The following is a 19,961-nucleotide window of genomic DNA, read 5'->3' as shown; positions in this document are numbered from 1 at the left end:
GCAGGTGGACGGCATGGCTGACGGCGGCGGCACGGGCAGGGCGGACGGGGCGGACGGTACGGACAACAGGGACCCGGCCCCGGGGAGCGGCGGTGCGATCCACCGCGGCCACCAGGCGCTCTTCATCGGCGGCCAGTGGGTCCCCGCGGCCGGCGACGGCACGATCGACGTCATCGACCCGGCCACCGAGCAGGTCATCGGAACGGTGCCGGCCGGCACCGCGCTCGACGTGGACACCGCCGTACGCGTCGCCCGCGCCGCACTGCCCGGCTGGGCGGCCACCGCGCCCGCCGACCGTGCCGCGGTCCTGGCCGCGGCACGCGACCTGCTCGCCGCCCGCCGTGAGGAGGTCGCCGCCACGGTGTCGGCCGAGCTGGGCGCCCCGCCCGCCTTCGCCGCCGCAGTGCACGCCGGCCTGCCCACCGCCGTGCTGGCCTCCTACGCGGAACTGGCCGCGTCCCACCCCTTCGAGGAGCGGGTCGGCAACTCCCGCGTGCTGCAGGAGCCGGTCGGTGTGGTGGGCGCCATCACGCCGTGGAACTACCCGCTGCACCAGATCGTCGCCAAGGTCGCCCCCGCACTCGCCGCAGGCTGCACCGTGGTGCTCAAGCCCGCCGAGGACACCCCGCTGGTGGCCCAGCTCTTCGCCGACGTCCTGGCGGCGGCCGGGCTGCCCGCCGGTGTCTTCAACCTGGTCACCGGGCTCGGTCCGGTCGCGGGGCAGGCGCTCGCCGAACACCCGGGCGTGGACCTGGTGTCCTTCACCGGCTCGACGGCCGTCGGGCGGCAGATCGGTGCGACGGCGGGCGCGGCCGTCAAGCGCGTGGCCCTCGAACTGGGCGGCAAGTCGGCGAACGTGATCCTCCCGGGCGCCGACCTGGCCCGCGCCGTCAACGTCGGCCTGGCCAACGTCTTCGCCAACTCCGGCCAGACATGCAGCGCCTGGACCCGCATGCTGGTCGACGCCGAGCGCTATGACGAGGCCGTCGCCATCGCCGCGGCCGCCACGGCGAAGTACGTGCCGGGCGACCGGCTCGGCCCGGTCGTCAACGCCAAGCAGCGCGACCGGGTGCGCGGCTACATCCGGCGCGGGCAGGAGGAGGGCGCCAGGGTCGTGGCCGGCGGCCCCGACGCGCCGGAGGGCATGGCGACCGGCTACTACGTACGCCCCACCGTCTTCGCCGACGTGCAGCCCGACATGGCCATCGCCCAGGAGGAGATCTTCGGCCCGGTGGTCGTCATGATCCGCTACGAGGACGAGGAGGACGCGCTGCGGATCGCCAACGGCACGGTCTACGGGCTGGCCGGCGCGGTGTGGGGCGCCGACGAGGAGTCCGCCGTCGCCTTCGCCCGCAGGATGGACACCGGCCAGGTGGACATCAACGGCGGCCGCTTCAACCCGCTCGCGCCCTTCGGCGGCTACAAGCAGTCAGGGGTGGGCCGCGAACTGGGCGCGCACGGCCTGGCCGAATACCTCCAGACCAAGTCGCTGCAGTTCTGAGTCGCGCAAACCACCCCCCGACGAACCGCCCTGCCGACACACAGCCGAACCGATCAGGAGACCCCGTGGTCCGCGCAGCCGTCCTGCCAGCCGTCAACGCCCCGCTGGTCGTCGCCGAGATCGACCTGCCCGAGCCCGGCCCCGGCCAGGTGCGGGTACGGCTCGCCGCCGCCGGCGTCTGCCACTCCGACCTCTCGCTGTCCAATGGCACCCTGCGCCAGCCCGTTCCCGCGGTGCTCGGCCACGAGGGCGCCGGCACGGTCGTGGCCGTCGGCGAGGGCGTCGGCCATGTGGCACCCGGCGACAAGGTGGTGCTGAACTGGGCGCCCGCATGCGGCAGCTGCCACTTCTGCGGGCTCGGCGAGGTGTGGCTGTGCGCCAACTCGGGCAATGCCGCGGCCACGCCCTACGCGTCCCTCGCCGCCGACGGGAGCGCGCTCCACCCGGGCCTGGGCACCGCCGTCTTCGCCGAGGAGACCGTGGTGGCCGCCGCCGCGGTCCTGCCGCTGCCCGAGGGTGTGCCGCTCACCGACGCCGCCCTGCTCGGCTGCGCCGTCCTCACCGGCTACGGGGCGGTCCACCATGCCGCCGCGGTACGCCCCGGCGAGTCGGTCGCCGTCTACGGAGCCGGCGGGGTGGGCCTGGCGGTGCTGCAGTCGGCCAGGATCGCGGGCGCCGGGCGTGTCGTCGCCGTCGACGTCGCCGCCGGCAAGGAGGAGCTGGCCAGGGCAGCGGGCGCCACCGACTTCGTCGTCGCGGGCGAGGACACCGCGAAGCAGGTCCGCCGGCTCACCGGCGGGCACGGCGCCGACGTCGCCATCGAGTGCGTGGGCCGGGCCGACACGATCCGCACCGCCTGGTCCTCGACGCGGCGCGGCGGGCGTACGACCGTCGTCGGCATCGGCGGCCAGGACCAGAAAGTCACCTTCTCCGCGCTGGAACTGTTCTACTTCGGCCGGACGTTGTCAGGATGCGTGTACGGCAACTGCGACCCGGCGCAGGATCTCCCCGTCCTCGCCGGGCACGTACGCGAGGGCCGTCTCGACCTGTCAGGGATGGTCACCGAGCACATCGGCCTCGACGGCATCCCGGCCGCGTTCGAGGCGATGACCGCGGGCCGAGGCGGCAGGGCGCTCGTCGTCTTCTGAGCGCCCCGCCGCCCCGCTCGCTTCCGCCGCCCGGCGCCGGCCGCCCCGCCCCGCAGCGGCCCGGCCTACGCGCCCCTGCCGTCCACCATGCCCAGCCACTCCCGGTGGACCCCGCAGAAGGGTCCCCGGGCCGCGGCCATCTCCTCCATCAGCCAGTCCGCCGACTCCTGCGCCGCCGACACCACGTCGGCCGGGTAGCCGTACCGGACCCGGTGCTCGGCGAACTCGTCCTCGTCCACCAGGACGGGACCGGGCGCGGAGCGCCTGAGCAGCACGTCGAGGTCGAGGTCGACCATGGTGACCTGGTCCGGCGCGGGCCACTGCGGCGGCGTGGTGACGTCGCAGTAGATCTCGGTGCTGCGCGGCGCCGCGTTGAAGGTCGCCGTCCACCATGCCGCGCGCGGGAAGAGCAGCACATGAGCCTCGGGCAGTTCCACCGCGGGGTTGTGCCCCTTGCGCGTCACGCCGCCCGCCGGAAGCCCCAGCCAGACCCCGTGCTCGTCCTCGCCGAGCCGCCGCATGCGCAGGTTCCAGTGCAGAGCCCCGTCGTATTTGCGGTAGTCGACCTGTACGGGCCCGGCTCCCGCCGCCCCTGGTCCCGGTATCGCCATGCCGCCATCCTGCCAGCCGCCGCCCGCCCGCAAGGCGCGTCAGCTCTGCCCGTGTGCCCGCGTGTCCGTCCGCGCGTCCGCGTACTGGAGTGCCAGGCCGTCGAGCAGGGCGCGCAGCCCCGTCTCGAAGGCGCCCTCGTCGACGCGGTCGCGGTTCTGGGCCAGCAGGTGGGCCTGGCCCAGGTGCGGGTAGTCGGCGGGGTCGTAGGCGGTGGCGTCGCCGACGAAGCCCGCGGCGAAGGAGCCGAGGGCGGAGCCGGTGACGAAGTAGCGCATCAGGGCGCCGATGCGGGTGGCGTGGGCGGGGGGCCAGCCGGCGTCGACCATGCCGCCGAAGACGGCGTCGGCCATTCGCAGGCCCGCCGGGCGCAGGCCGGGTCCCGTGGCGAGGAAGGGCACGATGTGGGGGTGCTCGCTCAGGGCGGCTCGGTAGGAGCGGCCCCAGTCGAGCAGCGCCTGCCGCCAGCCCCTGCCGTCGCTGAACATCGACACGTCGACTTTGCCGATCACCGCGTCGGCGACGGCGTCGAGGATCGCGTCCTTGGTGGCGAAATGGTTGTAGAGCGAGGGCCCGCTGACGCCCAGTTCGGCCGCCAGCCGCCGGGTGGACAGCGCGGCAAGGCCCTCGGCGTCGACGAGCGCGAGTGCCGCCGCCACGATGCGGTCGCGGCTGAGCAGGGGCTTGCGGGGGCGGGCCATGCGGCACATAGTAGGGGCTGCCGACCGAAAACTAGCGGTGGTAGTTTCCAGGCTCGGGCACGTACGAGGCGCATACGAGACACGTACGAGGCACGTACGAGACGTGCGAGCACGCGCGGACGAGGGGTGGCTGACATGGCAGTGACGTTCGGGCTGTCCCCGGAGCAGGCCGACATCAAGGCGCTGGCCAGAGACTTCGCCGACCGCGAGATCGCACCGCACGCGGCGGGGTGGGACCGCGCCGAGGCCGTGGACCGGGCGGTCGTCAAGAAGCTCGGCGCGGTCGGCTTCCTCGGCCTGACCATCGGTGAGGAGTTCGGCGGCTCCGGCGGCGACCACCTCGCCTACTGCCTGGTCACCGAGGAGCTGGGCCGGGCGGACTCCTCGGTGCGCGGCATCGTGTCGGTGTCCCTCGGCCTGGTCGCCAAGTCGATCGCGCACTGGGGCAGCGAGCGGCAGAAGCGGGAGTGGCTGCCCCGGCTGACCTCGGGCGAGGCGCTCGGCTGCTTCGGCCTCACCGAGCCCGGCACCGGCTCCGACGCGGCGAACCTCACCACCCGCGCAGTACGCGAAGGTGACACGTACGTCATCACCGGCGGCAAGACCTTCATCACCAACGGGACCTGGGCCGACGTCGTCCTGCTCTTCGCCCGCACCGGCAGCGCGCAGGACGGGCACCGGGGCGTCAGCGCCTTCCTGGTGCCGACCGACACGCCCGGCCTGACCCGGCGGGCCATCCACGGCAAGCTCGGGCTGCGCGGCCAGGCGACGGCCGAGATCGTCCTCGACGGCGTCAGGGTCCCGGCCGACAGCATGCTCGGCCCCGCGGGCAAGGGCTTCTCGGTGGCGATGTCGGCGCTTGCCAAGGGCCGGATGTCGGTGGCCGCCGGGTGCGTCGGCATCGCGCAGGCGTGCCTGGACGCGGCGGTCGGCTACGCGGGGCAGCGCGAGCAGTTCGGGGTGCCGATCGCCGGGCACCAGCTGGTGCAGGAGCTGCTCGCCGACATCGCGGTGGACGTGTCCGCCGCCCGCCTGCTGACCTGGCAGGTCGCCGACCTGATCGACCGCGGGCTGCCGTTCGCGACCGAGTCGTCGCTGGCCAAGCTGCACGCCAGTGAGGCGGCGGTGCGCTGCGCGAACAACGCGCTCCAGGTCTTCGGCGGCTACGGCTACATCGACGAGTACCCGGTCGGCAAGCTGCTGCGGGACGCCCGGGTCATGACCCTCTACGAGGGCACGAGCCAGATCCACAAGCTGCTGATCGGCCGCACGCTCACCGGTGTGTCCGCCTTCTGAGCTCCTGAGGGGGCACCGCTCCCGGACTCTAAGCGCTTGCTCACCCCTCCAGGTAGGGTGTGACCCTGTCAACAGACCGGGTCAGAGGAGCGTGCGATGAGTGCGGAGGCGGCAACCGGCGAGGCGTGGGAGGACATCACTCCCGACGCCGCCAGGCGGCTGGTGGTCGCTGCGGTGCAGGCGTTCGCCGAGCGCGGCTACCACGCCACCACGACCCGGGACATCGCGGGCAGGGCCGGGATGAGCCCGGCGGCGCTCTACATCCACTACAAGACCAAGGAAGAGCTGCTCTACCAGATCAGCCGGGTCGGCCACCTGCGCTCGCTCGCCATGCTCGGCGAGGCGCGGGACGGGGAGGGCGGCGCGGCCGACCGGCTGGCCTCCGCGGTACGCGCCTTCGTCCGCTGGCACGCCGAGCACCACACCACCGGCCGGGTGGTGCAGTACGAACTCGGCGCGCTCGCCCCCGACCACTACGCCGAGATCGTCGTCCTGCGGCGGCAGAGCGAGGACGCGATCCGTACGATCATCGCCGACGGCGTGGCCGCGGGTGACTTCGACGTGCCCGAGGTGTCCGGGACGACGCTGGCCGTGCTGTCGCTGTGCATCGACGTGGCCCGCTGGTTCAACCCGGCCGGACGGCGTACGCCCGACGAGGTCGGCGCGCTCTACGCCGACCTGGTGCTGCGGATGGTCGGCGCGGGCCGGCGGTAGCCGGCGGCAGCGGGTGCCGGCCGGACGTCAGAGGTAGAAGCGGGCCACCGTCTCGGCCACGCACACCGGCTTGTCGCCGCCCTCGCGCTCGATCGTCACCCGGGTGACCAGCTGCAGCCCGCCGCCCGCCTCGGTCAGCTCCGCGACCACGGCGGTCGCCCGCAGCCGGGAGCCGACCGGGACGGGGGCGGGGAAACGCACCTTGTTGACGCCGTAGTTGACGCCCATTCGCACCCCTTCGACCCGGAAGAGCTGCGGGGTCAGCGACGGGATCAGCGACAGCGTCAGGAAGCCGTGCGCGATCGTCGTGCCGAACGGGCCCTCCGCCGCGCGCTCCGGGTCGACGTGGATCCACTGGTGGTCGCCGGTGGCCTCGGCGAAGGCGTCGATGCGCTTCTGGTCGATCTCCAGCCAGTCCGTCCAGCCGAGCTGCTCGCCGACGGCGGCCCGCAGCTCGTCGGGAGAAGCGAAGACGCGGGGCTGCTGGGACATGGTCAAGGCCTCCGGAGGACTAGGTTTCCAAGCGCTTGCTCAGCATGGTTCCGGCGACCGCGGCTGTCAACGGCGCCGCACACCGGCGACCGCGCCCGTCGCGCCGGGGGTGTCGGCTGTGTCCACCGTGTCCGGGAGCAGGGCGTCGAGCGCGGGCCGCAGGGCCACCAGCCGGTCCAGCTGGGCCAGCTGGGCGGGGATGTCGGGAGCCGCGACACGGAGCACCAGGTGCCGCGCGCCCGCGGCCACATAGCGGCCCAGCTGTTCGAGCACCGCCTGCGGTGTGCCGGCCGCGCTCGCCTGGATCGTCTCCATCACCTCCACCGGCTGCCCGTAGTTCGCCCTCGCGTACGTGTCCAGGGCCGCGCGCCCGCCGTCCGCCGCGTCGGTGACCAGGGTGTTCACGAACAGCGCCGGCGCCATGGGGGCGTCCCCACGGCCCGCGCCCGCCGCGGCGGCCCGGACCGCGGCCAGCCCCGTACGGTAGTCGGCCGGGTCCGGGGGATACGGCAGCCAGCCGTCGTAGAGCCGCCCCGTACGGGCCAGTGCGGCCGGAGTGGCGCCGCCCAGCCAGATCGGCGGGCCGCCGGGGCGGAAGGGGCGGGTGGCAGGCAGCACGTCGTCGAAGTGCAGCACCTGGCCGTGGAAGGAGAAGGGACCTTCCGCGGTCCACAGCCGGCGCCACAGCGCCACCGTCTCGTCCAGCCGCGTGAAGCGGTTCTCCCAGGGGGTGCCCGCCATCGCGTACACCGGCCGCCCGAAGCGGCCGGGGAAACCGGCGCCGACGCCCAGCACCAGCCGCCCGCCGGACAGCAGGTCGACGGAGGCGATGGTCTGCGCGGCCTGCACGGGAGTACGCAGCGCGGGCAGCAGCGCACCCGTGCCGAGCGTGACGCGGTCGGTCACCGCGGCGAGTGCGGCCAGCACGGTGAGCGCCTCAAGGCGCGGGGTGAGCAGCGAGTCGGTGGCCCACAGGGAGTCGAAGCCGGTGCGCTCGGCGCGCACGCCGAAGGCGACCGCCTCCCTGGGGTCGGTCCGCGCGCTCCACTGGACCTTGGTGCTGGGGACGAAGACACCCAGCTGTACGGTGTCGGCCGCGGTGCCGCCCGAGCCGGAGTCCGAGCCGGAGTCCGTGCCGGGTCCACAGCCGGGTCCAGAGCCGGGGCCTGTGCCAGCGCCGGGGCCGGAACCAGCCGCTGGGCCTGTACCGGAGTGTGTGCCGGAAGTGCTTGTCATGGTGCCGATCGTGGGCAGCCGGCGGCGTCGCCTCAATTCCCGGCAGGGAATGGCCGCTGCCCGCGCCCCGGGTTAGAAAGGACCGGTGAACGCCACCCGGACCCCCGCACCGGCCGCCGCGCAGCCCTTCCCGCAGGCCCTGCGGGCCAGCCGCAGCCGCCGCCACCTGAGCCAGCTGGAGCTGGCGCTGCGCGCGGGCACCACCCAGCGGCACATCAGCTTCATCGAGAACGGCAGGTCCGCGCCGGGGCGGGCACTGGTCGCCAGGATCGCCGACTCGCTCGCCCTGCCGCTGCGCGAGCGCAACGGCCTGCTGCTGGCCGCCGGATACGCCCCCGTCCACCCGCAGCGCGACCTGGCCGACCCCGCGCTCGCCCCGGCACTCGAAGCGCTCGACCACATCCTGACCGGGCACCTGCCCTACCCGGCGATCGTCGTGGACCGCTACGGCGACCTGGTCGGCGCCAACTCCGCCTTCGGGGTGATGACCGAGGGCGCGGACCCGGCGCTGCTGGGACCCCGGCAGAACATCCTGCGCCTTGCGCTGCACCCGGCGGGCATGGCGCCGCGCATCCGCAACTTCCCGCAGTGGGCGCGCCATGTCATCGAGGCGCTGCGCGAGGAGCAGCGGCGCAATCCCGACGACCGGCTGGCCGCGCTGCACGACGAACTCGCCGGCTATGTGCCGCCGCTGCCGGCTGCGCAAGGCGCAGCCGCGGGGCAGGGCGGTGACGCCCTGCTCGGCTTCACCGTGCCGATGGAGCTGGACTCGGCGAGCCGCGGGCTGCTGCGGCTGATGACGACCGTCGCGGTCTTCGCCACCGCCGCCGACGTCACCATTGCCGAGCTGAAACTGGAGGCCTTCCTGCCGGCCGACCGCGCGACGGCGGACGCGCTGCGCAAGGATGCCTGACGGACCGGCGACAGCGCCGGGCATGTGACAGAGGAGCCGTATGAGCCTGCGCCACCACGAGATCGCCGAGTCCCGGCACCGCATCCTCAACCCCATCACCGAGGAGAAGCTGATGCTGCTCGGTGACATCTGCCGGCTGCAGCCCGGGCAGCGGCAGCTCGACCTGGCCTGCGGCAAGGGCGAGATGCTCACCAGGTGGGCGCAGGCGCACGGCACCGGCGGGGTCGGCGTCGACCTCAGCGAGGTCTTCCTGACCGCGGCACGGGAGCGGGCGGCCGAACTCGGCGTATCCGAAAGGGTGAGTTTCGAACGCGGGGACGCGGCGAAATACCCGGCGGAGGCCGCCGGCTTCGACGTGGTGTCCTGCATCGGGGCCACCTGGATCGGCGGTGGCCTGGCGGGGACGATCGAGCTGCTGCGCCCCGCCCTGCGCCCGGGCGGGCTGATGCTGGTCGGGGAGCCGTACTGGACCGAGCCCGCCCCCGAGGGCGCGCTGGAGGCGATGGGGGCGGAGCCCGACGACTTCACCTCGCTGGTCGGCACGCTCGACCGCTTCGAGGCGGCGGGCATGGACCTGCTGGAGATGGTGCTCGCCGACGGCGACAGCTGGGACCGCTACGCGGCCGAGCAGTGGTTCGCCATCGCGGACTGGCTGCGCGACACCCCGGCCGACCACCCGGACGCGGCCGACATGCGCGAGTTCCTGGACCATGCCAGGCGTGCCCACCTGGAGTGGAACCGCCGGTATGTCGGCTGGGGCGTGTTCGTGCTGCGCGCGGCGGGCTGAGACCCGGCCCGCCGCCCCGGCTCGCGGTCCGGCAGCCGGAACGAGCCGAGTTGTGAGGAATACGAAAACCTGACGCATGTTCATCTTCCGGGGTCGGCGTACCGGCGGTAACCTCCGCGCACCGGCTTCCGGAAGGAGCAGACATGCCGCTACGGACCCCACGACGGATCGGCAGGATCGGCACGCTGAGAACGGCCACCGCAGGCGCCCTGCTGGCGCTCGCGGCGACCCTGGTGGCCCCGGTGCCACTGGCAGCGCACGCCGCAGACGCGGGCGACTACTGCGCAGGGCAGTGCGCCGACATCCTGCCGCCGGGCGAGAACGGCAACGCCACCCTTGCCGACATCCTGGCGAACAAGGCGTTCGGCACCAGGCCCGCGCACACCATGGACCAGCTCGGCCCCTACGCCGACCTGGCGAACGGCTACCAGAACCTCACCGACGCCACGATCACCTCCTTCTTCAACGACTCGTCCTTCGGCGTGCCGCAGGACCAGGTCGCCTCCGTCTCCAGCCCGCGGTCCGACGTGACCATCACCCGGGACAAGAAGACCGGCGTGCCGCACATCAAGGGCACCACCCGGCAGGGCACCGAGTTCGGCGCCGGATACGCGGCCGCGCAGGACCGGCTGTGGCTGATGGACCTCTTCCGGCACGTCGGCCGCGGCGAACTCTCCTCCTTCGCCGGCGGCGCCGCCGCGAACCGCGGCCTGGAGCAGGAGTTCTGGAAGCAGGCACCCTACACAGAGGCCGACCTGCAGGCGCAGATCGACCAGCTCGCCAACTCCAGCGGCGCGCGCGGCCAGCAGGCGCTCGCCGACGCGCAGGCGTACGTCGACGGGATCAACGCGTACATCACCGCGTCGAAGAACGGCCGGTACTTCCCCGGCGAATACGTGCTCACCGGGCACGTGGACGCCATCACCAACGCCGGCACCATCGACCCGTTCAAGCTCACCGACCTGATCGCCCTCGCCTCGGTCGTCGGCGCGCTCTTCGGCACCGGTGGTGGCGGCGAGGTGCAGTCGGCGCTCTCGCTGCTGGCCGCGCAGCAGCAGTACGGCGTCACCGAGGGCACCAAGGTCTGGGAGTCCTTCCGCGAACGCGACGACCCCGAGGCCACCGCCACCGTCCACGACGGCACCAGCTTCCCCTACGCGGGCAAGCCCGCCGCCGCCCAGGGCGAGGCGCTGCCCGACGCCGGGTCCGTCGTCCCCGAGCCGCTGGTCTACGACGCCACCGGCGGCGCCACACAGGCCACCACCGCCAGCCCCGGTGTGCTGCCGGGCAACCTCTTCTCCACCAAGAAGGGCATGTCCAACGCCCTCGTCGTCAGCGGCGCCCACACCGCCGGCGGCCACCCGGTCGCCGTGTTCGGCCCGCAGACCGGCTACTTCGCACCGCAGCTGCTGATGCTCCAGGAGCTGCAGGGCCCCGGCATCAGCGCCCGCGGCGCCTCCTTCGCGGGCCTGGGGATGTACGTCGAACTGGGCCGCGGCCAGGACTACGCCTGGAGCGCCACGTCGGCCTCCCAGGACGTCACCGACACCTACGCCGTCGAACTGTGCCAGGACGCCACGCACTACCTCTTCCACGGCCAGTGCGTCGCCATGGAGAAGCTGGAACGCACCAACTCCTGGAAGCCGACGCTGGCCGACTCCACCGCCGCGGGCTCCTACCGCATGCAGATATGGCGGACCGCGTACGGCCCGGTCGAATACCGCGCCACCGTCGGCGGCAAAGCCGTCGCATATACGCAGCTGCGCAGCTCCTACCGCCACGAGGCCGACTCGATCCTGGGCTTCCAGGAACTCAACGACCCCGGCTTCGTCCATGACGCGGCGTCCTTCCAGCGGGCGGCGCAGGACATCAACTACACCTTCAACTGGTTCTACGCCGACTCGCGGCAGACCGCGTACTACAACAGCGGAACCAACCCGGTGCGGGCGGACGGTGTCGACGCGTCCTTCCCGGTCTGGGCGCAGTCCGCGTACGACTGGCGCGGCTGGGACCCGGCGACCAACACCGCGTCCTACACGCCGCCTTCGCAGCACCCGCAGTCCGTCGACCAGGACTACTACGTCTCGTGGAACAACAAGCAGGCCCCCGGGTACACCTCGGCGGGCTTCGGCAACGGTGCCGTCCACCGCGCCGACCTGCTCGACGACCGCGTCAAGGCCCTGGTCCACACCGGCGGTGTCACGCGCTCCGCGCTCGTCAAGGCCATGGACGACGCCGCACTCACCGACCTGCGCGGCGAGGACGTGCTGCCCGAGCTGCTCCAGGTCATCAACAGCGCACCCGTCACCGACCCGCAGGAAGCCGCGGCCGTGCAGCAGCTGACCGCATGGAGCGCGGCGGGCGCCAAACGCCACGAGACGTCGGCGGGATCCCACACGTACGCGAACGCCGACGCGGTCCGCGTCATGGACGCGTGGTGGCCGCTGCTCGTGCAGGGCGAATTCCAGCCGGGCCTGGGCGGCGGCCTCTACACGGCGCTCACCGCCGACCTCACGGTCGACGAGTCGCCCTCCGCCGGGCACGGGCCGACCGGGTCGCACGCGGGCAGTGCGTTCCAGTACGGCTGGTGGAGCTATGTCGACAAGGACATACGCCAGGTCCTCGGTGCGCCGGTTGCCGGGCCGCTGGCCCGTGCGTACTGCGGCGGCGGGGAGAAGGCCGCGTGCCGGGACGTGCTGCTCAGCACGCTGAAGCAGGCGGCTGCCGTGCCGGCGGCTTCCGTGTACCCGGGTGACGACGGGTGCGGGGCCGGCGACCAGTGGTGCGCCGATTCGATCGTCCAGCGTCCGCTGGGCGGTGTCACGGACGACCGCATCAGCTGGCAGAACCGTCCGACCTACCAGCAGGTCGTCGAATTCCCCACCCACCGCTGACCCGCGGCCGGGGGTGGGCGTCCCCCCGACTTTCCCCCGCCCGGGGGCCGGTGATTGCCCCTTGCGGTGGGCGATCGCCTTCCCCCGGTCGGGGGTTGCGCGTGCAGTTCCCCGCGCCCCTGGGTGGGTGCCACTTGCGGTGGCGTTGCCTTCTTTCCGCCCGTTCGGGCTGGGCGCGCAGTTCCCCGCGCCCCTGAAAAACGCTCACCCTCGCAGGCAGACGCAGCCACAGGAAAAACGCTCGCCCCGCGGGACGGGGGCGCCCACCAGGGGCGCGGGGAACTGCGCGCCCCATCACGACGCACCGAAAGGTGCGAGCGCGCCGCAAGTGGCAACCCCCTGGGGGCGCGGGGAACTGCGCGACAAGCCACCGCGGCGGGGAAGGTGACCGCCCACCGCAAGGGGCAGGACCTCAAGGGGCGCGGGGAACGGCGCGATCAGCCCGCCACCGGGGGAAGGTCCCGGGATCGGGGGGAGGGGCAGGTCGGGGGGACCCCCGGTCAGAGGAGGGTGGCCGCGTGGAGGGTGAGGGCGGCGAGATCGGCGTGGCAGATATCGCTGTGCGCCCCCGACGGCGGACCGCCCGCGCAGACGACCGCGGATGCGTCGACGCTCACGCACGAGGCGGGAAGGTCCGCGGCCAGGGCCGCGGAAAGCGGCAGCGCGGGGGCACCGGGAAGACCGTGGAAACCGTCGTGCCCGAGCGCACCCCAGCGCTCGTCCCCGAGCAGGGACCTGTCGTCGCCGGCCAGCCGCGAGGCGATCGGGTAGAAGACGCCGAGTGCCTGGTCGTGGGAGGAGTGGCAGGCCACGACGGGTCCGCGGACGCGGGCCTGCATGCCGGCGAGGGCGCCGCCGGGGGAGTAGGCGGAGTGCGAGAAGGCGCCCTGGAGCAGGGTCACGGAGGCGACGTTGCGGGTGCCGGGCGGCAGCCCGGCGAGGGCGAAGGAGACCAGCCGGGCGCCGAAGCTGTGCCCGACCAGGTGCACCCGGGTGCCGGGTGCGCGCCCGGCGAGTTCGCCGAGCAGCGGCCCGAGCCCGGCTCTGCCGACGGTCCCGGCACGTCCTTTCATCGCGAAGTACGTGGCCTGGCGCAGCAGTTCCCTCGCGCCCGACCAGGCCTTCTTGCCCAGTGACCCGAGCCCGCCGAGGAGCGCCTGTCCTTCCAGCGCGTCGCCGAGTTCCGCGCATGCGGTGGCCGGGTCGCCGGTCAGCAGGTCGGGCGGTGTGTCGCCCGGGCCGACGTCCTGGGCGAGGAGCGCCGCGCCGGGCGAGGCGCAGCCGGTCAGTGTGCGGACGAGCGCGGCGAACTCCTCCAGCGCCGCCGGGTCCTCCGGCTGTTGCGTGAGGAGTTCCGCGATGCGGTCGGCCGCGTCGTCGTGCCCGGGCAGGACGCGCTTGAGCGTGGCGATGTCCGCGGCAAGCGGGTCGGCCGCGATGGCCGTGAGGTGCGGGAAGTCGGGGATGGGCTCGTCGGAGAAGCGCATGGAGGGCCAGTGGACTCCCGCATAGCCGAGGCGTACGTCCGGCCGGCCGGCGAGCAGCGCGGGGAAGGGCGCGAAGAAGCGGTCGTAGAGGGCGGAGGCGGTGGACAGGTCGTTGTTCCAGCCGTGTGAGAAGACCACGAGGTCGGTACGGCCGGCGGCTTGGCCGAGCAGGGCGTCCCGCTGCCGGGGGTCGGGGTCGCCGCTCGCGTCGAAGGTCAGGTCCCAGTACGGCTGCACACTGGTCACGGCCATGGCTCCCCCTTGCCCCGGCGCCTGCCGGAAGCTCCCTTCCGGCGGCAGCCGAAAGGCCCGCGATTGTCCGCTGTGCGCGCATCATCCCGGTGGGCCGGGGCGGCGTCCATCCCCCCGGCGGGTGAATACGCACCAGCTACGCCGCCGGGCGGTCCGGCCCTTCCGGATCGGGTGACCGACTGCTTAGTATGCCAGCACGGGGGCGGCCAGGAGCGGCCAGGAGTCGAGTCGAAGGAGACACGGTTGTGGTGGAGGCACTGCGCGACGCCCGAGTGGTGGTCACCGGAGCGGGCGGCGGTATCGGCGCCGCCCTGGCCCGCGCCTTCGCGGACCGCGGGGCCAGGGTGGTGGTCAACGACCTCGACGCCGAGGCCGCGCACAAGGTCGCGGACGGCATCGGCGCGGCAGTGGTCGCAGGCGACGCGTCGGGCGTCGTGCCCGCCGCCCGCACCGCGCTCGGCGGCCGTGTCGACATCTTCTGCGCCAACGCGGGCGTGGCCACCGGCGGTGGGGCGGAGGCCGACGACGCGGACTGGGAGCTGGCCTGGGACGTCAACGTCATGGCCCATGTCCGCGCCGCCCGCGCCCTGCTGCCCGAATGGCTGGAGCGCGGCAGCGGCCGCTTCGTGTCCACCGTGTCCGCGGCGGGCCTGCTGACGATGATCGGCGCGGCGCCGTACTCGGTCACCAAGCACGGCGCGCTGGCCTTCGCCGAGTGGCTCTCGCTCACCTACCGGCACCGCGGCATCGCCGTGCACGCGGTCTGCCCGCAGGGAGTGCGCACCGCGATGCTGGACGCCGCCGGTCCCGCGGGCGACCTGGTGCTCGCGCCGAACGCCATCGAACCCGAGGACGTCGCGAAGGCCGTACTGGACGGCATCGCACAGGAGCGCTTCCTGATCCTGCCGCACCCCGAGGTCGCCGGCTACTACGCGGCCCGCGCCGCCGAGCCCGAACGCTGGCTCGGCGGCATGAACAAGCTCCAGCGCGGTTACGAGGACCTGCGGGCGAAGGCGGGGGAGCAGGCATGAGCCGGTACGCCGACCAGCCGTGGCTGCAGTTCTTCACCGAGGAGCAGCGCGCGGAGACCCCCTACCCGCCCTCCGTCCTGCACGGCTTCCTCGCCGCCGCCCAGGCCCGCCCCGAGCACCGGGCGCTGGCGTACTTCGACGGCGGGCTGACCTACGGCGAACTCGACGCCCTCTCCGACGGCCTGGCCCGCCACCTCGCCGCCCGCGGCTTCGCCCCCGGCGACCGGCTCGCGGTGATGCTGCAGAACGTGCCGCAGTTCGTGGTGGCGCTGCTCGCGGCCTGGAAGGCGGGCGGCGCCGTCGTGCCGGTCAACCCGATGTACCGGCGGCAGGAACTGGCGCACGTCCTCACCGACGCGGACGCCGCCGCCCTGGTGTGCTCCGAACGCGCGTGGCAGGACTACGTACGGGCCACGGCCGCGTCCTCGCCGGTGCGTATCGCGCTCACCGCCTGCGAACTCGACCTGCAGACCCGCGACGACCCGCGCGTACTGACCCCGGGCCGGCTGCCCGCCGACGACGCGCAGGACCTGCTCGCCGCCGCCCGTGCCGCGGCAGGACCGCGCCCTGACGTGCCGCTGCCGGCCGCCGGCGACACCGCCCTGGTCAGCTACACCTCGGGCACCAGCGGGCGGCCCAAGGGCGCGCTGAACACCCACGGCAACATCTCCTACAACGCCCACCGCCAGGTGCGCATCCACGAACTGCCGCCGGACGCGGTGATCTTCGCGCTGGCCCCGCTCTTCCACATCACCGGCATGGTCTGCCAGCTGTCCGCGGCACTGGCCGGCGGGCACACCGCGGCGCTCGCCTACCGCTTCGAGCCCGGCGTCGTCCTCGACGCCTTCCGCGAGCACCGGCCCGCCTACACGGTGGGACCCGCCACCGCCTTCATGGCCCTGCTGGCACGGCCCGATGCCACCGCGGAGGACTTCGCGTCCTTCAAACTGATCTCCTCGGGCGGCGCCCCGCTGCCGCCGGCCGTCGTGGAGTCCTTCCGCGCCCGCTCCGGCGGCCTCTACCTCGCCAACGGCTACGGCCTCACCGAGTGCACCGCCCCCTGCGCCAGTGTCCCGCCCGGCTACGAGGCACCCGTCGACCCGGTTTCCGGGACCCTCGCGGTCGGCGTGCCGGGCCCCGGCACCATGGTGCGCATCCTCGACGACGACGGCGCCGAACTGCCCTTCGGCGAGGCCGGCGAGATCGCGGTGAGCGGCCCCATGGTCGTACCCGGATACTGGCGGCAGCCCGCCGAGTCCGACGCCGCCATCCCCGGCGGCGAACTGCACACCGGCGACATCGGCTTCATGGACACCGACGGCTGGCTCTACGTCGTGGACCGCAAGAAGGACATGATCAGCGCGTCCGGCTTCAAGGTCTGGCCGCGCGAGGTCGAGGACGTCCTCTACACCCACCCGGCCGTCCGCGAGGCCGCGGTCGTCGGCGTCCCCGACGCCTACCGCGGTGAGAGCGTCAAGGCGTACGTCAGCCTGCGCCCGGGAGCCGCCGCCGAACCCGGCGAGCTGATCGCGTACTGCAAGGAGCGGCTGGCCGCGTACAAATACCCGCGCCAGGTGGAGGTGCTGGCCGAGCTGCCCAAGACCGCCACCGGCAAGATCCTCCGCCGCGAGCTCAAGGCGGCGGCCGGATAGGGTCCATACCGGCCGGAATGCCGGTGGGCGGCACGAGAGAGGGGCAGGTCATGGCACGCAGCACGACGGGCGACGACGGCGGCACGGGAACGGCCGCGGGCACCGCTTCCGGCGGCGGCCCGGGCACGGCGGTGCCGGAACGGCTGCTCGCCGAGGCCACCCGGCTCTTCGCGGAACGCGGTTACGACCGCACCTCCGTCCAGGAGATCGTCGAGGCCGCGGGAGTGACCAAGGGCGCCCTCTACCACTACTTCGGCTCCAAGGACGACCTGCTGCACGAGATCTACGCCCGGGTGCTGCGGCTGCAGACCGAGCGGCTCGACGCCATCGCCGCCCGCGAGGGGGACGTACGCGAACGGCTCGCGGACGCCGCCGCCGACGTCGTGGTCACCAGCATCCAGAACCTCGACGACACGAAGATCTTCTTCCGCTCCATGCACCAGCTCAGCCCGGAGAAGCAGAAGGCCGTACGGGCCGAACGCCGCCGCTACCACGAGCGGTTCCGCTCACTGGTCGAGGAGGGCCAGCGCGACGGCCACTTCCGGCCGGGGCTGCGGCCCGACCTGGTGGTCGACTTCTTCTTCGGCTCCGTGCACCACCTCGGCACCTGGTACCACGCGGACGGTCCGCTGTCCGCAGAGCAGGTCGCCACCGAGTTCTCCGACCTGCTGCTGCACTCGGTGCGGCAGCCCTGACCCCACCGGGAGTCCCAGCGTGAAGGCATGGCGCGTCCACCACACCGGCGAGCCGCACGAGGCGATGCGGCTCGACGAGGTCCCCGTCCCCGAGCCGGGACCCGGCGAGGTGCTGCTGCGGGTACGGGCCGCCGGGGTCAACTTCCCCGACGCGATGCTGTGCCGCGGCGAATACCAGATCCGTCCGCCGCTGCCCTTCACGCCCGGCGTGGAGATGTGCGGCGAGGTCGCCGCGCTCGGCGCCGGTGTGACCGGCCTGGACGCAGGCGCCCGGGTCATCAGCCCCGCCGCGCTGCCGGGCGGCGCCTTCGCCGAATACGCCGTCGTGCCCGCCGCGGGTGTGCTGCCCGCGCCAGAGGCACTGGACGACGCCGAAGCCGCGGTGCTGCACATCGGCTACCAGACCGGGTGGTTCGGGCTGCACCGGCGTGCCGGGCTGCAGCCCGGCGAGACGCTGCTCGTCCACGCCGCAGCAGGCGGGGTCGGCAGCGCGGCCGTCCAGCTCGGCAAAGCCGCGGGCGCCACCGTCATCGGGGTCGTCGGCGGCCCCGACAAGGCCGAGGCTGCACGCGAACTCGGAGCAGACGTCGTCGTCGACCGCCACGCGGAGGACTTCGTCGCGGTGGTGAAGGAGGCCACCGGCGGTCGCGGCGCCGACGTCGTCTACGACCCGGTCGGCGGTGACGCCTACACCCGCTCCACCAAGTGCATCGCCTTCGAGGGGCGCATCGTCGTCGTCGGCTTCGCCGGCGGTACGGTGCCGTCCCCCGGCCTGAACCATGCGCTGGTCAAGAACTACTCGATCCTCGGGCTGCACTGGGGGCTCTACGCCGCGCGCGAGCCGGGCGCTGTGCGGGGGGCGCACGAGGAGCTGACGCGGCTTGCCGCGTCGGGAGCGGTACGCCCGCTCGTCTCCGCCCGGCTCCCCCTCTCCGCGGCCCCGGCCGCGGTCACCTCCGTCGCCGCCGGCCGCACCACGGGCCGCCTGGCCCTCCACCCCTGACCGGGGGCGCGCTTGCACCTTCCGGTGCGGTGGGGGCGGGTAGGTGATTGCCACTTGCTGTGGCGTTGCCTTTCTTCCGCCCGGCGCGGGCTGGTCGCGCAGTTCCCCGCGCCCCTGAAAAACGCTCACCCTCTCGCGCAGAGGGCGCCGCCTGAAAGCGCCAGCTCTGCGTGAGAGGGCAACCATCAGGGGCGCGGGGAACTGCGCGCAACCCGAGGAGCGGGAAAGAAGCAACGCCACAGCAAATGGCACCCACCCAGGGGCGCGGGGAACTGGGCGCGCAACCCGCCATCGGGGGAAAGACGCGACGCCACTGCAAGTGGCAGCCCCCTACGCGTAGCGGGCGAGCTCGCGCCTGGCGAGAGAACGGCGGTGGACCTCGTCCGGGCCATCAGCGAGCCGCAGGCTACGCGCACCGGACCAGAGCCGCGCCAGCGGGAAATCCTGGGAGACCCCTCCCGCCCCATGCGCCTGGATCGCACGGTCGATGATCCGCTGCACCCCGGCCGGCGTGGCGATCTTGATCGCCTGGATCTCCGTGTGCGCCCCCTGGTTGCCCACCGTGTCCATCAGCCACGCCGTCTTGAGCACGAGCAGCCGCAGCTGCTCGATCTCGACCCGGGAGTCGGCGATCCACTCCTGCACCACGCCTTGCGCGGCCAGCGGCTTGCCGAAGGCGATGCGGGCGTTGGCGCGGCGGCACATGAGTTCCAGGGCGCGCTCGGCCATGCCGATGAGCCGCATGCAGTGGTGGATGCGGCCGGGGCCGAGCCGGGCCTGGGCGATGGCGAAGCCGCCGCCCTCCTCGCCGATGAGGTTGTCGGCAGGCACCCTGACGTCCCGGAAGACGACTTCCGCGTGGCCGCCGTGGTCGGCGTCGTCGTAGCCGAACAGCCGCATGCCGCGGCGGATCTCCACGCCGGGGGTGTCCCGCGGGACGAGGATCTGGCTCTGCTGGCGGTGCCGGTCGGCGGCCGGGTCGGTCTTGCCCATGACGATGAAGACGGCGCAGTCGGGGTTCATGGCCCCGGAGATGTACCACTTGCGGCCGTTGACGACATAGGAGTCGCCGTCGCGTTCGATGCGGGTCTCGATGTTGGTGGCGTCGGAGGAGGCGACGTCGGGCTCGGTCATGGCGAAGGCCGAGCGGATCTCGCCGGCGAGCAGCGGCTCCAGCCACTCCTTGCGCTGGGCGGGGGTGCCGAACTCGGCGAGGACTTCCATGTTCCCGGTGTCGGGGGCCGCGCAGTTGAGTGCGGTCGGGGCCAGGAAGGGGCTGCGGCCGGTGAGTTCGGCGAGCGGGGCGTACTGCAGGTTGGTCAGGCCGGCCCCGTGCTCGCCGGGCAGGAAGAGGTTCCACAGGCCGCGCCGCCTGGCCTCGGCCTTCAGCTCTGCCACCACCGGGGGTACGGACCAGTGGGCGTCGGGTCCCGCCTGCTCGTGCTGCTCGGCGAAGACGGCCTCTGCCGGGTAGATGTGCTCGTCGAGGAAGGCGGCCAGTTCCGACCGCAGCTCCTCGGTCCTGGTGTCGAAGGCGAAGTCCATCGTGG

The 19,961-nt window shown here is 73.4% G+C and carries 17 protein-coding genes; 11 read left to right on the top strand and 6 right to left on the bottom strand.

Features of this window, described 5'->3' with window-relative positions:
• The first annotated feature begins 13 nt into the window (after positions 1-13).
• Entirely contained in the window at positions 14-1,501 is a 1,488-nt protein-coding gene (locus tag JT723_RS18775) for an aldehyde dehydrogenase family protein (protein ID WP_205045823.1), read from the top strand.
• A 65-nt stretch (positions 1,502-1,566) separates the two neighbouring features.
• Positions 1,567-2,649: a Zn-dependent alcohol dehydrogenase gene (locus tag JT723_RS18770; protein ID WP_205045822.1), complete on the top strand. Its 1,083-nt coding sequence runs from the start codon at positions 1,567-1,569 to the stop codon at positions 2,647-2,649.
• A 65-nt stretch (positions 2,650-2,714) separates the two neighbouring features.
• On the opposite strand, the gene JT723_RS18765 is transcribed toward JT723_RS18770, so the two are convergent.
• On the bottom strand, positions 2,715-3,260 hold the full coding sequence (locus tag JT723_RS18765; RefSeq protein WP_205045821.1) for a DUF402 domain-containing protein: 546 nt from the start codon (positions 3,258-3,260) through the stop codon (positions 2,715-2,717).
• A 39-nt stretch (positions 3,261-3,299) separates the two neighbouring features.
• Positions 3,300-3,968, bottom strand: a complete 669-nt coding sequence (locus tag JT723_RS18760; protein WP_205045820.1) for a TetR/AcrR family transcriptional regulator — start codon at positions 3,966-3,968, stop codon at positions 3,300-3,302.
• Positions 3,969-4,094: 126 nt separating this feature from the next.
• Between JT723_RS18760 and JT723_RS18755 the strand changes: the two genes are divergently transcribed.
• The gene (locus JT723_RS18755; RefSeq protein WP_240165803.1) at positions 4,095-5,255 is read left to right on the top strand and encodes an acyl-CoA dehydrogenase family protein; all 1,161 of its coding nucleotides are present in this window, start codon (positions 4,095-4,097) and stop codon (positions 5,253-5,255) included.
• A gap of 96 nt (positions 5,256-5,351) precedes the next feature.
• The gene (locus JT723_RS18750) at positions 5,352-5,969 is read left to right on the top strand and encodes a TetR/AcrR family transcriptional regulator (protein WP_205045819.1); all 618 of its coding nucleotides are present in this window, start codon (positions 5,352-5,354) and stop codon (positions 5,967-5,969) included.
• Between the two features lie 27 nt (positions 5,970-5,996).
• Here the strand turns inward: JT723_RS18750 and JT723_RS18745 are convergent, their stop codons facing one another.
• Both JT723_RS18745 and JT723_RS18740 read right to left on the bottom strand, forming a co-directional pair.
• On the bottom strand, positions 5,997-6,461 hold the full coding sequence (locus tag JT723_RS18745) for a MaoC family dehydratase (RefSeq protein WP_205045818.1): 465 nt from the start codon (positions 6,459-6,461) through the stop codon (positions 5,997-5,999).
• 66 nt (positions 6,462-6,527) lie between these two features.
• Positions 6,528-7,697, bottom strand: coding sequence for an LLM class flavin-dependent oxidoreductase (locus JT723_RS18740; protein WP_205045817.1), 1,170 nt, complete (start codon positions 7,695-7,697; stop codon positions 6,528-6,530).
• A gap of 85 nt (positions 7,698-7,782) precedes the next feature.
• Here JT723_RS18740 and JT723_RS18735 point away from each other — a divergent pair, with 85 nt between their 5' ends.
• From JT723_RS18735 to JT723_RS18725, 3 genes are all read left to right on the top strand, one after another.
• A complete protein-coding gene (locus JT723_RS18735; RefSeq protein ID WP_205045816.1) occupies positions 7,783-8,610 on the top strand; it encodes a helix-turn-helix transcriptional regulator in 828 nt (275 codons plus the stop codon).
• A gap of 40 nt (positions 8,611-8,650) precedes the next feature.
• On the top strand, positions 8,651-9,397 hold the full coding sequence (locus tag JT723_RS18730) for an SAM-dependent methyltransferase (protein WP_205045815.1): 747 nt from the start codon (positions 8,651-8,653) through the stop codon (positions 9,395-9,397).
• A gap of 143 nt (positions 9,398-9,540) precedes the next feature.
• Positions 9,541-12,291, top strand: coding sequence for a penicillin acylase family protein (locus JT723_RS18725; RefSeq protein ID WP_205045814.1), 2,751 nt, complete (start codon positions 9,541-9,543; stop codon positions 12,289-12,291).
• Positions 12,292-12,791: 500 nt separating this feature from the next.
• On the opposite strand, the gene JT723_RS18720 is transcribed toward JT723_RS18725, so the two are convergent.
• Positions 12,792-14,030, bottom strand: a complete 1,239-nt coding sequence (locus JT723_RS18720) for a serine-threonine protein kinase (RefSeq protein WP_205045813.1) — start codon at positions 14,028-14,030, stop codon at positions 12,792-12,794.
• A 248-nt stretch (positions 14,031-14,278) separates the two neighbouring features.
• Here JT723_RS18720 and JT723_RS18715 point away from each other — a divergent pair, with 248 nt between their 5' ends.
• From JT723_RS18715 to JT723_RS18700, 4 genes are read left to right on the top strand one after another with little or no spacing between them, the layout of a single operon-like run.
• The gene (locus tag JT723_RS18715) at positions 14,279-15,061 is read left to right on the top strand and encodes an SDR family oxidoreductase (protein ID WP_205045853.1); all 783 of its coding nucleotides are present in this window, start codon (positions 14,279-14,281) and stop codon (positions 15,059-15,061) included.
• Positions 15,058-16,713 carry an AMP-binding protein gene (locus tag JT723_RS18710; RefSeq protein ID WP_205045812.1) on the top strand — a complete coding sequence of 552 codons (1,656 nt, stop codon included), beginning with the start codon at positions 15,058-15,060 and terminating at the stop codon, positions 16,711-16,713. Before JT723_RS18715 ends, JT723_RS18710 begins: the two co-directional genes overlap by 4 nt.
• A gap of 50 nt (positions 16,714-16,763) precedes the next feature.
• Positions 16,764-17,408, top strand: coding sequence for a TetR/AcrR family transcriptional regulator (locus JT723_RS18705; protein ID WP_205045811.1), 645 nt, complete (start codon positions 16,764-16,766; stop codon positions 17,406-17,408).
• 19 nt (positions 17,409-17,427) lie between these two features.
• On the top strand, positions 17,428-18,411 hold the full coding sequence (locus JT723_RS18700) for an NADPH:quinone oxidoreductase family protein (protein WP_205045810.1): 984 nt from the start codon (positions 17,428-17,430) through the stop codon (positions 18,409-18,411).
• Positions 18,412-18,741: 330 nt separating this feature from the next.
• On the opposite strand, the gene JT723_RS18695 is transcribed toward JT723_RS18700, so the two are convergent.
• Complete coding sequence (locus JT723_RS18695; protein WP_205045809.1) at positions 18,742-19,956, bottom strand: acyl-CoA dehydrogenase family protein; 1,215 nt, start codon at positions 19,954-19,956, stop codon at positions 18,742-18,744.
• Between the last annotated feature and the right edge of the window lie 5 nt (positions 19,957-19,961).

The organism is Actinacidiphila bryophytorum (assembly GCF_016916835.1).
Lineage (GTDB): Bacteria > Actinomycetota > Actinomycetes > Streptomycetales > Streptomycetaceae > Actinacidiphila > Actinacidiphila bryophytorum.
Note: the sequence above shows the minus strand (reverse complement) of the source record. Positions and strands in the feature narration are given on the sequence as shown.